Below are 14621 nucleotides of genomic sequence, written 5' to 3'. Positions count from 1 at the left end.
TGGTCTTTTATTTTTTTATTTAATTGCTTATACTTCATATGGGAGCTCCTTTTAGTCGGGTGGGCTCCTTTTATTATACAAAAACAACCGCACCTTGGTGGTGCGGTTGAGACTTGAATTTAGGAAACCAAACCGAGGTTTGGTTTTACATTATATTATTGATTCCACTCAGCTTCAACTTTGACTTTGTAATCATTTAAGATTGCTTGTGCGTCTGATGAAGGGTCTGAAAGGATAAGTTCCATCATTTCACGTGTTTTGTTATATGCTGGATCTGAGTTTTCAATAACTGGAATTGCGAAGAGGTCTTTCGTTGCGTCTGATAAAATCTTAGCAATTAATGAACCTGAGTTTTTGTATTCGTCTGATGCTTGTACTTTTGCGCTTACAGGCATGTATCCTGTTTTTGTAGCCCAGTGTAATTGTGCTTCAGGTGAAACTAAGTATGACATGTATAAGAATGCTGCTGTTTGTTGTTCTGGTGTTGCACTGTTGAACATGTAGATGTCTGTACCTTGTTGGATGTTTTTAACATCTGGACGTACAGCTGCTCCATATTCGTAACGACCGTCGACAGCTTTCTTAACGTGTGATTCTCCAGCCATTGAACCTACGTTCATAGCAAGTAGTCCTGCTCCGAATGGTGTTGATAGGTATTCCCCTTTGTCAGCGATTCGGAAGTATCCTTCTTTAACACCGTCTTGGTAGAATTTCGCAACTTTCAAGCTTTCTGGGCCTGCGATATCTAAGTCTTTTGTAAATTCTTTACCTTCGTTAGCCATACCGATTGCATAGTAGTTATTGAGTGAGTCAAAACCTGCACCGATAACTTGTCCATTTGATTTTTCAAAGATTTCTTTAGATGCCGATGCAAGTTCTTCCATTGTTGTAGGAACTTTAACGCCATATTGGTCTAAAAGTGTTTTGTTATAGTAAAGGACTTCAGTTGATTTGTTGAATGGGATTCCATATTGAACGCCATCAACCTTAGCACCGTTCATTAATACTGGTAAGATATCAGCTTTGTCTTTTAATCCGATTGTTTCGTGATTGATGAATGGATCTAAGTCTACAAGCACTTTATCTTGTGTTGCTGCATTCCATAACCAGTTTGGGTATGCTTGTGTAATTGTTGGTAAATCTTTTGGTGATGCGATTGTCTGGTTAATTTTTGATTGTAAATCTGGGTATTTTGATTGGTTTTGTAATGTTACTTTGATGTTTGGGTTTGCTGCCATAAAATCTTCAGTGATTTTAACAAGCGCATCTTGTTGTCCACCATTCATAGCGTGCCAGAATGTAATTTCTGTACCTGCAGGAACCTCGGTAACGATATCTGTGTTACCTTTGCTTCCCGAGCCACTTGAACATCCAACTAATACTAATACTGCAAGTAATACTACGAAATACTTTTTGATATTTTTCATATATGTCTCCTTCAAATAGTTTCTCCTCGTGTAGGCAAATGTCTCAAACCATGTTTATTTTCCAGTCTTTCTGGACGTAATGTATGGATTGGGACTAATAATTTAGGGGCAATTCGATCAACAATTTCCTCTAAGTCTTCGGGGAATGCATGTCCTGAACATGCCAACCTCTCAAATACTATATCGTTCGCTGCCAACGCATCTAAGAATGGTTGGTAAGCTGGATCGAAATCTCCTAACGGTGCTGCATCGCTATGAATATAGACACCACCTCCTTTAAGATCAGCGTGATCCGCAACAACTTGCCATAGATACTCTCCTGAGTCCGCCAAAAGCATGTCATAATCTACACGCAAATCGGGGTTTAAGCCGAACGTCTCTGTCCGTACATAATATGGAGTTTCTATATTCAAGCATTGTTTTAAGATATGAGCATACGATGCTTCCAGAACAACAGGTCGGGGACTTTGTTCAACAATTGCTGCTAAACGTTTTACGTTTGCAGGGTAGGTGTTGAATGTCACTTGGTTCCCGTCGTTGTCGTTAACGACTTGTACCAAGCGATCAAGAAGCTCTTGTTCGCTATTAATTCTGTTTACATGTCTTTCATCATCAAAGCTAATTGAAACACCTTCGATAATCAAGACGTCATATCCGTGAGCACGTTGTGCATAATCTAGAGAGGCTTCTCTATCAAAACCATGAAGTCTTAAGTCGCCCGTATAGGCGATTTTTAAGTCTGGCGTGCGAATGAGTAATCCACAGGCACCATAAGCGTCATGGTCAACGCGGCGAAGTTCAACTTCAATAGCACCGATATTTAAGACTGTACCGTCCGCAAGACCTGTAATCTCACGTGTATATGTCGTATCAACTCCTGGTAAAAGGAAGTCGTTAGTGCTATTCAAGCTTTCAAGTAAAATTTTTGTTTCGTTTAAAGCATACAGTGGAATCTTTGGATCCAAATAATTAATCATTCGAGAATGATCCAAGTGACAATGACTTAAGAATACCGCTGTATTGTCAAATGTATTGGTTTCTGTTTCTTCATAACCCAAACGTGGATCATAGATATGATTCAAGTCAGGAATGAGGCGATGTTTTAACAATGTATGTATGGATTCGTCAATGAGGTTTAATTCAGGAACGAATTCAGTCCCAAAATCAAAATAAATACGATCATTGCCATATGCAACTTCAATCACTGTACCTCCAATGGTTAAAATCCCACTGTGGAACGTAATAGTTGTTTTCTTATCCTTTAATTCCATTTTTTGCAACCCCGCGAATAATTTCTTTTCTAAAAATGAAGTAAACAATCAAAATTGGAATAATTGTTAGTGTAGCAGCTGCCATTTGTAAATGAACATCACTACCACTTTCTGTCGTAAAGGCAGAAAGACCATTGTTAAGAAGACGCATATTCGAATCGTTTGTAACCAGCAATGGCCAGAGGAATGAGTTCCAACCTGAGATAAAACTCAGAATTCCTACTGTTACCAACGCAGGTTTTGCTAGAGGAATCATGATTTTCCAAATAAACTCAAGGTCTCCACAGCCATCAATTTTAGCTGCTTTGTAGTATGAGCTTGGAATTCCTTTAAGATATCCTTGTAAATAATAGATGTAGAAGACACTTGCAAGTGATGGAATGATCAACGCACTATATGTGTTAAGTAATCCCAATTGTGCAATTGTTTGATAGTTTGTAAAGACAATTGATTCGTAAGGTACCATGAGTAATGAAATCATGACAATTAATACGAGATTTTTGTGTTTGAATTCCAGTTTTACCAATGCGAAGCCTGCTAGGACTGACGTTATAAGAATTCCAAATGTAGTTGTTAATGAAACAAACACTGTATTGAAGAAGTAACGTAAGAATGGCGCATGCTCGAACACTAACCTAAAGTTAATGAATTGTGGTGATGACGGGAAAAATGTGGGCGGAATACTTGTTGCCTCTTGATAGGTCATAACACTTGCTAGGAGCATGTATATGAAGGGGAACAATGTAATTAACGCCATAAATATAATGAATACTACTGATATAACCTGAACTATTTTTTTCATAATTAACGTTCCACCCTTTTCACAATCTTATTCTGCAACGCAGTAAATAAGAGAATGAGTGCAAAGAGAATCATCGTTGCAGCCATAGCGATCCCTGGTCGTCCAGCGACGTGGAATTTATCATAAATATAGAATACGGCGGTCTGAGCACTGTTGGCAACACCAGCAGTTCCTCCGAAGAGCGCGTAGACTTGCGAGTAAATTTTAAATGCTCCGATAAAATTAACGGTAAGTAAGAATGTAATCGTTGGAATTAATTGTGGCATCGTAATGCGGGCAAATTTTTCCCAGTTCGATGCTCCAAACATATCGGCTACTTTGTAGTATTCTTCGCTAATATTTCTAAATCCTGCAAGCAAGATAATAATATTAAACGCGAGTCCTGTCCAAACACCAAAGATAATAAGCGTTGGAACCGACATATTTACATTGTTAAGCCAGTTAATGGGCGCAATAGCAACCCATCCCAAGACATGATTAACAATTCCATAATTACCATTGAAAAGGTAACGAAAGACAATCCCAATAGCTATGGTACTGGTTACGTAAGGAATAAAGAAGATTGTTTCAAAGAATCCTTTATTCTTGATTTTTTCAAAGATTAACCATGAAATTAGTAATGAGATTACCAAACAAATTGGAACCACAAAGAACGCATAAATTGCAGTGTTCTTCATCGCTGTATGAAATACTGGATCTTTTAAGACTGTGACATAGTTATCTATGCCCGTGAAGCGTGGATTAAGGAGTGTTCCTTTTTGAAACGACATCCATAAGGATTTAAACATTGGATAGATATTGAACACGCCAATAATAGCTAACGCAGGAAAAAGAAATAGCCACGCTTTGGGTTGATTCTCTGCGCTATATTTTTTGAATCCCTTCATTAGTAAACTCGCTCTCCACTCTCTTTGAATACGAATACACGTGGGTAGTTGAAGTCACATGAGATTGCATCACCTTCAAGAACTTGCTCATCAATACTTACGATTGATTTTCCGTGAATACCGCCCATATCAAAGTTTAGGATGCGTTCACGACCAATGAGTTCCACAGTTTCGACATTCGCACTAAAGATTGGATTGTCGTTTGTTAGGATAACATCTTCAGGACGTACACCTAAGAGGTATTTGCCATCAGTCATTGTTTCTTTAAAGCGATCTGCCACAAAGTTAGCTTGGGCAAATTCGAAATTTTCACCGATAACTTTTCCATCTTTAACTTCGATTGGTAAAATATTGATGACTGGATTACCAATGAATTTTGCAACGAAAAGGTTATTTGGTTCTAGATATAGATTTTGTGGATCGTCATGTTGTTGGATAACACCTTCGTCCATGAGTACGATTTTATCACTAATCGATAAAGCTTCTTCTTGGTCATGGGTAACAAAGATTGTAGTGATTCCAACTTCTTTAACAAGACGACGGATTTCTTCACGAATACGTAAGCGTAAACGTGCGTCTAAGTTTGAGAGCGGTTCGTCCAATAATAAAATACTTGGATTTTGTACTAAAGCACGGGTAATCGCAACACGTTGTTGTTGTCCCCCTGACATTGTTCCAGGTTTTTTATTTTCAAGTTCTTCAATGCTTGTAAGTTTCATGAACTTACGAGCGATTGCTTCTGCTTCTTCTTTAGGCATTTTTTTCTCACCAACACGTAGTGGGAACATAACGTTTTCTAAAACTGTCATATGCGGATACAATGCATAGTTTTGGAAAACAAATCCGATATCACGATCTTTAGGGTGTTTATCGACCATTGTCACACCTTCGTTCAAAATATCGCCTTCAGTTGGATCTAAAAGACCAGCTATTAAGTTTAGGATTGTAGTTTTACCACAACCTGAAGGTCCGAGCAAACAAATGAGATCTCCATTCTCAATTGTGAAATTAACTTTCTTAAGTGCTTCAAACCCATTATCAAACACTTTTCTCAAGTCCTTGACTTCAATCATTCCATTTCCTCCTAAGTTGAAAGCTTTTGCTTCCATTTATTACTCTAAACTATTTACTCATTTCTATAGGGTTATAAAAATGTCTATAACTTAAAAGTCTACTCAACATTATAACAAGGTACGTTCCATGTTGTGTAAATTTTCGTTAATATTCATGGTTTTCGACCGATTTCTTGCGAAATTTTCGTAAATACCATGAACACTTCATTTTACCATCAATATATGCACCTTGTGTTAAGTTGTCGTAAATATTTCTGTAACAATTTAAGTATAGCATAAAAGAGCGTAAAATCTAACGCTTGCAACGCTTGAAATTGAAAAAAGCACACGATAATCATGTGCTCTGATTTTATGTTAGATTTTTATGCTTTTCGCGGGAAATGCAAACGAACTTTAAAGACATCCTCTTCCGGTATCCATGAGACCATTCCGCCTTGATTTTGCATTACTTCTTCGACGATTTTGGTTCCAATTCCGTGAAATTGTATTTCTTCTGTTTTTGTCGTTTCTAGATTTGCTTTGACGGTACCTGAGAAACGATTCGAAACTTCAATATCAAGCCAATAGTCTCGAAGATTACTGCGTATTTTAATGAAACGCTGTTCGTGCTCTAGGTTGAGATTCGCCTCGTAAGCATTTTCTAGGATATTGTTGAAGATGCGTGCTAAGTCCAAATCATCAATGATGACATTAGGGTCCCAGTAAACTTTAGCTTCGAACTGAATCATCGCTTCTGCACAATAGTTTGCATATGCTTGTAAGATTGCATCAATAAACACATTGTTTGAATACTCAACATGAGCATCGACGCCCTTAGCCATCTGAACACCCATGTCATCCAATAGTTTGACCGCTTTTTCAGTTTCATTGTTTCGAAGTAGCATATTTACTGTTGAAAGGACTTTCTTATAGTCATGACGGAACTTTCTAAACGTCTCTGTATACTTTTGATACGATTTATAATGACTTACTTGAGTATTAAGTTGTTGTTGAAGTACAGCTGTTTGTTTCTCATACTCTAGCATTTCCGAAATACGAACCGAGTGATTCAATGTCAACCGTGCCATCCAAACGACCATCATTGAACCCACACAATATGCCAGTGTATTCCAGCTTTCTTTTGCAGAAAAGCGTGTTCCGTATGTAATAAACATAAGGTAAGATGCCAGCGAAAACTTAACGATAGTCACGAAGTTCAGTTGTGTGTGATTATTGATGAGTTGGCGCATTCGCTTTCCACTACGATAATATTTCGACTCAAACAACAGTAGCGTAATCGACATGACTGTTGATATTAAAAATACGAGTAGGTAGAAGTTGTCAGAGGCATTGATTCGATAGAGGGGAACTTGTGTAACTATTGATAAAACAGTTACTGCAAACGCCCGCATGGTGAAAAGATAAAATACGTGACTGACTGTCGCAAAGGACACCACATAAATCGGAAGGTCAACTGTAAAATAGAACGTTAACCACATCACCGCCAGGATCAGCCAAAAGGTTTCAAACATTTCCAATCCATAACTATGTGAGATAATAAAAATAATTGATTGTGTCGCCATCGAAATAGCTAAAAAAACATATGCATGTTTACGAAATTTACCATATTGACTGATGTCAGCTACCGACATATAGATGTAGCAATAGAGGGCAATCGTAAACAATCCCAAGATTGTCAGGTACATTATGCGTCCCAACTGTCTGAAACGAACGCATTAAAGGCGTCCTTAACGCTAACTTGATATGCTTTTCCGAGCGGCAATTCTTCCGCATTTGAGAGGCGAACTGTTTGGTTCTTAAACATCACAATATGTTTAAGATTTACAAGATAAGAACGGTGAACCCGAACAAAGCCTTTTCCAGCTAATTTTTCGGTCAAAGAATCCATTGTTTCATAAAAATCAAACGTTTCATTGGTATTGTAATGGACCCGCATGACACGACGGTAAATTTCAAAATGGGAAATATCTTTAAGTGCAATCCGGCGTGATTCAGATCCAAAGGAACAGTCAAAAAAATCTGTAGCTTTCTTTTCAACTAAACTAATCGCGTTGTTGAATACTTCCTCGAATCGGGCATCACTCGTATCTTGTTTTACAAGATAATTAAAAGAGCGCACATCAAACGCATCGAATACAAACTCAGACGATGTCGTTAAGAAGATAATTTGCGCGTCAACATTGCGTTCACGAATTCGCTTCGCAGTTTCTATACCGTTCAAGGCATCCATATAAATATCAAGCAAGATAATATCCGGAGCATCGGTAAAACCATCCAGATGAAAAAGCAAATCTTCTCCACGGTGAAAAGTCTCTAGCTTGAGTTCAAGCATGCGTGCTTTACTGTAGCGTTTAATAAGTGCGCTGTATGATTCGATAATTTCGATATCATCATCGCATAAATAGACTGTTATCATAATCCCACCTCATTTCGTTTATTATACCACGAGTTTTTACTCACAGGTACTGACAACACTCTTCTTTAAGTAAATATATTTGACATAAATTTCATCATAAATTCAAGCTGTTGTAACGGAATTTTCGACATTGCGTGATATCGTTAGTCTACGTTCAGTATTTAAGGAGGACTTATGAAAAAATTATCTGTAATTTTACTCGCTTTTTTTCTTGTAAGTTGCTCGATCAATACGATCGCCCAAGATCTTCCTTCAAACCAAGAACACTTCATTGAACACTATGCACGTCAAAAATTTTATGAATATGGGTGTAATCCGCCAGAGTATTCGAAATGGACAATTATGAAGCAACAATCTACATGGGATGTAAGTTTCGACGATGCATTTTCGGGTGCTCGTCAAACCATTCGCTTTGTTTGGGATGGTGAGTCCGAATACGCCGAAACTACATTTGTTCAAATCGATAACCAGATTCGGTTTACACGATAGATTTAATATATTTTGTAGGACTCATCTCACTAAAATCAAACGTCGCGCCTAAAATGTCAGATGCTATGCGATATCCAATAATCGGTCCGGTTGTTAGCCCTGATGAACCCAGTCCACTTGCTACATATACTTTTTTGGAAGTATCAATGGGGCCATAGAATGGTGCAAAGTCAGAGGTATATGCCCGGGTTCCAATCCGGAAACCGGTTATGTCCGCACTGGTGATCCTTGGGATATACAACTGAGCATCATGAATCAGACGCGCTTCAACATTGAGATCACGATGCGTATCAAAACCTGCTTCATTATCATGTGATGCACCAATCACCAGCATCGTTTGGTCAAATAAAATATCAATTTCACCTTGTGGCATGATGACTGGATAAGCCTTATCAATATCAAAGGCATTTTGGAGTGTTACAAGCTGTCCTTTTTGCGGTTTTACGTCAAATATGTATTTTTTTTGTGCGTCGTTAATCCACGGTCCAGCAGCAACAATGATATGATCAAATCGACCACATGCTTCAAGATCTTCAACAGTTGTCTGTTCTTTAATAACAGGTATGTTTTGATCCTTCTGAAGAATCTCGATGAGGCGAGCGCCATCGATTTGCGCACCACCTTCAATCAACAATGCATCCTCAAGCGTCACATAGTCTGGAATATAATCTGCGAGCGCTGGTTTCTGTAATCGTTGGACAGCGCCCATCATTGGTGTTGTTTTTGCCCGTTCAAACGCAAGCTCACTCAATGCATCCAAACGAGTCGTATGTGCAATCAATGTCCCTGTTTGTCGATAAAATGATGAATCTGAAACATCACGAACAAGCGTCTTATAAAATGCTGCACCATCAGATGCTAAAGCATACCAAGCTTGATGACGGCGCTGACTCACCCATGGACAAATTATCCCCACGGCTGCCCGTGTCCCTTGTGCATAATTGGCATCATATACAACGACATCCATGCCATTTTTCTTTAAATAGTAGGCGGCAGTCATACCGACAATACCCCCGCCAATAATTGCGATTTGTTTCATGTTATCACCCAATGTTATTATAGTAAGTATTAAGGAACTTTCCAAGTATCTAAGGAGCACCTATGACGAAATTAAAAGGACTATCAACCGAAGCCATTCAAATGCGCATTCAAAATCATCAAGTCAATACACAACCTAAACCTGAACTGAAGACAAACAAAGATATTATCATAGGGAACATTTTCACCCTTTTCAATTTGTTTAATATTGTAATCGCTGTTGCTTTGATAGCTGTCGGTGCTTATACCAGTATTTTCTTCATGGGCGTTATCGTGTCTAATTCTTCTATGTTCATTATCCAAGAAATTCGAGCTCGAAATCTTGTTCAAAATCTAAATATCCTAGTAGCACCGCATGTCAAAGTTTTACGAGATGGTGTAATTCAAACTATAACGCCCGACGACATTGTTTTGGATGATATCGTTTATTATGAGCCCGGTAATCAAATTGCTGCAGATAGCGTCGTCTTAGAAGGTTCGGTGGAAGCCAATGAATCTCTCTTAACAGGAGAAGTCGATCCTATCGATAAAAATACCGACGACACACTTTTATCAGGATCTTTCATTGTTAGCGGAACCTGTTATGCTCAGGTTGTCCATGTTGGAAGTGACAATTATGCGACCAAAGTAACGCAACAAGTATCTACGCAACGCCGCATCGCCAGCGATCTTTTAAACACTTTTACAAGTGTCACAAAACTTACCAGTTTCTTTATCATTCCAATCGGTGCACTTTTATTTGTTCAAGGATTTGTCTTCCGACATGAGTCGTTATATCAAGTTGTTGTGAATACTGCATCGGCACTCCTTGGTATGCTTCCCCAAGGTTTGGTCTTATTAACAACCGTTACCTTGATGACAGCAGTTCTTAAACTCGGAAAATCCAAAACATTAGTTCAAGACTTGTATGCGATTGAAGCACTATCTCAAATTGACGTCTTGTGTGTCGACAAAACCGGAACCCTCACCAAAGGTGAAATGCAAGTCATCGATACATTGAATCTTGATGTTAAGTTTCAGTTTCTCATGAATCATTATGTCAACTACACTCATGATAATAATGCGACCATGCTAGCCATTAAACATTATTTTGAACCTGTTGAAACGATGCAATGTATTGATACAATTCCATTTGCTTCAGCACGCAAGTGGGCCTCGATGACGTTTGACAATCATGAAACCCTCTTCATCGGTGCACCAGAAATATTAATGCCGAACCTGGATTTACCTGATGTCATTCTAAATCATCGTAAACTCGGTGCACGCATTATTCTTGCAGCATCTAGCTATGATGCTCCAACCGACAAAACGCTCCCGCAATCGTTACAAGCACTTGGATGGATTGTGATTGAAGACCCACTCCGAGTGGATGCACATCAAGCGATTGATTTCTTTGTAAACAATGGCGTCAATATTAAAGTAATTTCCGGCGATAACATCGACACAGTTCTTGCTATCGCACACAAAGCGGGTGTCAATACAATCCAGGGAGCTGTCGATGCATCAACCTTAACGACACCAGAAGCGTTGCATGAAGCAATATTCAAATATAATGTCATTGGACGGGCAACACCAACCCAAAAGCTTGAGTTTGTTAAGCTTTTACAAGAGGGCAAAAACCGTGTTGCGATGACCGGTGATGGTCTAAATGATGTACTTGCACTCAAGCAAGCAGACGTATCGATTGCTTTAGGTGAAGGTAGCGATGCAGCTTTAAACATTAGTCAAATTGTTATTATCGATGGAATGTTGTCAACCTTGGTGGACGTTGTTCGAGAAGGACGACAAACCATCAATAACATTACGCGATCTGCATCCCTTTTTTACTTACGAACAATCTTAACCATTAGTGTTGCGATTCTTGCAATCCTCATCAATGTTCGTTTCCCTTTCATTCCATTCCAAGTAACCCTTACCAATATATTTGTTGGTGGACTTCCTTCGTTGCTTATCATGTTCGAATTGCACGATTATAAACCAAAATATACGGTCTTAGAACATGTCGTGCTCTATGCACTTCCCAGCGCTCTTGGGATAGTCACTATGTGGTTTATTCTTGTTCTCTTTAATAAACCTTTAGGACTGGACCTTAAAGCAATCCAATCCATCATTTTCTTTGTAAACGGCATTCTCTCGATTCACCTGATTTATCGCATTTTGACGCCATTAAATCGTTTCAGAGCATTCATTCTTGCCCTAGACATTGCAGGTTTTTTAATAACAAGCATCGTAATGCATCCCTTATTAGAACTTGTGTCATTTTCGCGACATCATCTTATTATTTTGGTTATTGTCGTGCTTATTAGTATTCCAATCGTGAGTCTCTATGCTCGCATTAGCAAGTTCTTCGTAACACGACACCGACTTCACCAAAGTGCATAAAAAAGTTAGCCTGTGGCTAACTTTTTTCTTTGTATTATCAATCTTCTAATGTCTTAGTAGGATAATTCTTTGACAAAGAAATGATGGGTTCCTGTCAATGGATAATCTTGCTTTACATAGACTTCTCTAAAACCAAATTTCGGATAAAAATCTTTACCCTGGAAACCAAATGTATTCAGAAAGATATAACGGCACCGATGCTCGATTGCCATGTTTTCAACTTTTTCTAACAATGCTTTACCCAGCCCTTGTCCTCGTAAATCTTCGTGGATTACTAAGTATTTGACATCTACCCAATTGCCAAATATTTCGCCTGAAATGCCTCCAACAATATTCTCATCTTCATCTCTAATATAGATAGCAAATTCAGAATGTTCTAAAGTTTCAAAGTTTTGTCGATTGTACTTCCTCAGAAGCTCTCTAAGTTTAATAACATCTGTCGCTTCTGGAGTGAGTGTCTCTTCAAATTTCATCAAATATCTCCTAATTCTAGATGCTTCGCAATTATCCCGATTTGAAATTAAAAAGTTAACCTGACGGCTAACTTTTAATTATAGTCTGATTGGAAGCTATTTTTGATATCCTACAACACCACGGCAAATTGTTGTTTCAACATTAATGTCGTTATCAACAATAACAAGATCAGCATCTTTACCGATAGCGATACTTCCTTTACGTCCAAAGATTTCAAGGTGTTTTGCGGCATTTTCCGAAGAAATTTTCACTAAGTCACGCATACTTGCTCCGGTAAAGTGTTTAAAGTTACGAACAACGAAGTCCATTTCGGCAACTGAACCTGCGAGCGATCCTGTGGCAATACGGCATTCTTTTCCAACTTTAATAACTTCTTGACCACCAAGATCATACTTACCATCTGGAAGTCCTTTAGCACGCATCGCATCCGTAATTGCAATCACATTGTCTACACCTTTAATTTCATATGTTGCCTTGACAACATCTGGATGTAAGTGAATACCATCCACAATTAATTCAGCTTTTAATTCTGGTCGTAAGAATCCAGCAGTAACTGCTCCTGGTTCACGGTGATGGTGTGGTTTCATCGCATTGTGGAAGTGTGTTAAGTTTGAAAGGCCGTTTGGAATTTCATCAATTATTTGTTGATAATTTGAATCGGTATGTCCAGCTGAAGGTACAACCCCTTTTGAACGTAAGTAATCTGTAAATCCTGGCGCTGCTTCTTCAGGTGCATAGGTAATTAACTTGATGCGTCCTTTTGATACATTCCAGAATGTATCAAAGTACTCTGTCGTTGGTTTTAAAACAAAGGCAGGGTTCTGTGCTCCTACATGTTTTTTCGAAATAAACGGTCCTTCTAAGTGAATCCCTACGATTTCAGCTTGTCCTGGTTTGTTTGTATCATCCATAAACTCGACAATTGCACCCAATGCTGTCGATACAGCTTCAATTGATTGCGTCATGGTTGTCGCAAGATATGACGTAGTTCCTTCTTTTGGAAGGAATGTTGCGATATTTAGTAAACCTGCTTGATCGGCATCCATATGGTCAGCACCATTAGCACCATGAATGTGTTGGTCAATAAACCCTGGCAAGACATTGAGTCCCTTCGCATCGATGACATCACCTTCCAATTTCGGTGCATTTTCCATCATACCAAGTTCGACGATACGGTCTTCTTCAGTACGAATAAAACCGTTCTCGATAACACGGTCTTCTAAATAAATTTTCCCATTAATGATTAACATAAATTGCCTCCTTATGTATACATGTATAATTATAGCACTTTTTTTATCACGCGTTCGTATAAACACAGGCACATTCTAAGGATATTCTTATGTTTTTCAACAATTTAGAGGATCTTAAATATTTTTTTCAAACATTCAAATTTAATTAAAAAAGACTATTCGGTGTTTCCGAGAAAACAAGTTTGATTTTAATGTGGAGTAGTCTATAATAATACTGAATGAAAGTGAGAGGGAATTACAATGAAATTATTTGTTGTTAAAGATAACCAAGAAGGAGCAGAACTTGGTTACAACATCATTCGTGAAGCGTTAGTTAGCGGAAACTTAAACGTCTTTGGATTGGCTACTGGTAGTACACCAATTTCTTTATACGATCGCATTACTGCAAGTGACTTAGATTTCACAAATGTGGTATCCATTAACTTGGATGAATACATCGGTATTGGTGCTGATCATATCCAAAGCTATAACTACTTCATGAATAAACATTTATTTGGTAAAAAACCATTTAAAGCTAATTATTTGCCAAATGGCTTGGAAGAAGATGCAGCTAAAGAATGCGCACGTTATGACCAAATCATTGCTGAAAATCCAATTGATATCCAAATCTTAGGAATTGGCGAAAATGGTCATATCGGTTTCAATGAGCCAGGAGCATCATTTGATTCATTGACAGAAAAAGTTGCATTAACTGAAAGCACAATTATCGCAAACTCACGTATGTTTGATTCAATTGATGAAGTACCTAAATTTGCATACTCAATGGGTATCAAATCCATTATGACTGCAAAAACAATTATCTTGTTTGCATATGGTGAAAAGAAAGCTGACGCTATCTATAAAATGATGGAAGAAGCACCTACAGAAGCGCTCCCAGCAAGTGCTTTACAAAATCATGATAACGTAATCGTCATCGTTGATGAGCAAGCAGCTTCAAAACTTGATGTTACAAAACATCAATAAAAAAAGTTCCGTAAGGAACTTTTTTATTTTATCAAATCTCAACCGCACCACTATTCATTTTTAAAAATTCTATCTCATAGGCAGTTTTAAAGTCAAACATTTTGCGAGGCATTGAGTTGATTTTAAAGGCAATGTCATCAAGATATTGT

Annotated in this window: 13 protein-coding genes and 1 pseudogene; 3 read left to right on the top strand and 11 right to left on the bottom strand. The window is 38.2% G+C overall.

Annotated features, from left to right (window positions below; translation table 11 throughout):
* Nucleotides 1-155: 155 nt before the first annotated feature.
* The 7 genes from GVV22_RS10915 to GVV22_RS10885 form a co-directional block, all read right to left on the bottom strand.
* Entirely contained in the window at nt 156-1427 is a 1272-nt protein-coding gene (locus GVV22_RS10915; protein ID WP_159650077.1) for an extracellular solute-binding protein, read from the bottom strand.
* A gap of 11 nt (nt 1428-1438) precedes the next feature.
* Nucleotides 1439-2698 (bottom strand): MBL fold metallo-hydrolase, encoded by a 1260-nt coding sequence (locus tag GVV22_RS10910; protein ID WP_159650076.1) that lies wholly within the window; start codon nt 2696-2698, stop codon nt 1439-1441.
* Nucleotides 2682-3500: a carbohydrate ABC transporter permease gene (locus GVV22_RS10905; RefSeq protein WP_159650075.1), complete on the bottom strand. Its 819-nt coding sequence runs from the start codon at nt 3498-3500 to the stop codon at nt 2682-2684. Before GVV22_RS10905 ends, GVV22_RS10910 begins: the two co-directional genes overlap by 17 nt.
* 2 nt (nt 3501-3502) lie before the next feature.
* Nucleotides 3503-4387, bottom strand: coding sequence for a carbohydrate ABC transporter permease (locus tag GVV22_RS10900; RefSeq protein WP_159650074.1), 885 nt, complete (start codon nt 4385-4387; stop codon nt 3503-3505).
* Nucleotides 4387-5460, bottom strand: coding sequence for an ABC transporter ATP-binding protein (locus GVV22_RS10895; RefSeq protein ID WP_159650073.1), 1074 nt, complete (start codon nt 5458-5460; stop codon nt 4387-4389). Before GVV22_RS10895 ends, GVV22_RS10900 begins: the two co-directional genes overlap by 1 nt.
* 362 nt (nt 5461-5822) lie before the next feature.
* Nucleotides 5823-7145, bottom strand: coding sequence for a GHKL domain-containing protein (locus GVV22_RS10890; RefSeq protein WP_159650072.1), 1323 nt, complete (start codon nt 7143-7145; stop codon nt 5823-5825).
* A complete protein-coding gene (locus tag GVV22_RS10885; protein ID WP_159650071.1) occupies nt 7145-7876 on the bottom strand; it encodes a LytR/AlgR family response regulator transcription factor in 732 nt (243 codons plus the stop codon). The genes GVV22_RS10890 and GVV22_RS10885 overlap by 1 nt, the downstream gene beginning before the upstream one ends.
* Nucleotides 7877-8050: 174 nt before the next feature.
* On the opposite strand from GVV22_RS10885, the gene GVV22_RS10880 reads away from it, so the two are divergent.
* Nucleotides 8051-8365, top strand: coding sequence for a hypothetical protein (locus tag GVV22_RS10880; RefSeq protein ID WP_159650070.1), 315 nt, complete (start codon nt 8051-8053; stop codon nt 8363-8365).
* Here GVV22_RS10880 and GVV22_RS10875 read toward each other — a convergent pair.
* Complete coding sequence (locus tag GVV22_RS10875) at nt 8355-9404, bottom strand: NAD(P)/FAD-dependent oxidoreductase (RefSeq protein WP_159650069.1); 1050 nt, start codon at nt 9402-9404, stop codon at nt 8355-8357. The two genes, GVV22_RS10880 and GVV22_RS10875, sit on opposite strands and share 11 nt — an antisense overlap.
* Nucleotides 9405-9466: 62 nt before the next feature.
* Between GVV22_RS10875 and GVV22_RS10870 the strand changes: the two genes are divergently transcribed.
* Nucleotides 9467-11785: an HAD-IC family P-type ATPase gene (locus tag GVV22_RS10870; RefSeq protein WP_159650068.1), complete on the top strand. Its 2319-nt coding sequence runs from the start codon at nt 9467-9469 to the stop codon at nt 11783-11785.
* Nucleotides 11786-11838: 53 nt separating this feature from the next.
* On the opposite strand, the gene GVV22_RS10865 is transcribed toward GVV22_RS10870, so the two are convergent.
* Together GVV22_RS10865 and nagA are read right to left on the bottom strand one after the other, a co-directional pair.
* Complete coding sequence (locus GVV22_RS10865) at nt 11839-12258, bottom strand: GNAT family N-acetyltransferase (protein WP_159650067.1); 420 nt, start codon at nt 12256-12258, stop codon at nt 11839-11841.
* A 96-nt stretch (nt 12259-12354) separates the two neighbouring features.
* A complete protein-coding gene (nagA, locus tag GVV22_RS10860) occupies nt 12355-13509 on the bottom strand; it encodes an N-acetylglucosamine-6-phosphate deacetylase (protein ID WP_159650066.1) in 1155 nt (384 codons plus the stop codon).
* Between the two features lie 240 nt (nt 13510-13749).
* Between nagA and GVV22_RS10855 the strand changes: the two genes are divergently transcribed.
* On the top strand, nt 13750-14472 hold the full coding sequence (locus GVV22_RS10855; protein WP_159635440.1) for a glucosamine-6-phosphate deaminase: 723 nt from the start codon (nt 13750-13752) through the stop codon (nt 14470-14472).
* A gap of 31 nt (nt 14473-14503) precedes the next feature.
* On the opposite strand, the pseudogene GVV22_RS10850 reads toward GVV22_RS10855, so the two are convergent.
* Nucleotides 14504-14621 (bottom strand): annotated as a pseudogene (locus GVV22_RS10850) (IS30 family transposase); the annotation flags it as partial.

The sequence above is a fragment of the Erysipelothrix aquatica genome, from assembly GCF_009828825.1.
Taxonomy (GTDB): Bacteria; Bacillota_I; Bacilli_A; order Erysipelotrichales; family Erysipelotrichaceae; genus Erysipelothrix; species Erysipelothrix aquatica_A.
Note: the sequence above shows the minus strand (reverse complement) of the source record. Positions and strands in the feature narration are given on the sequence as shown.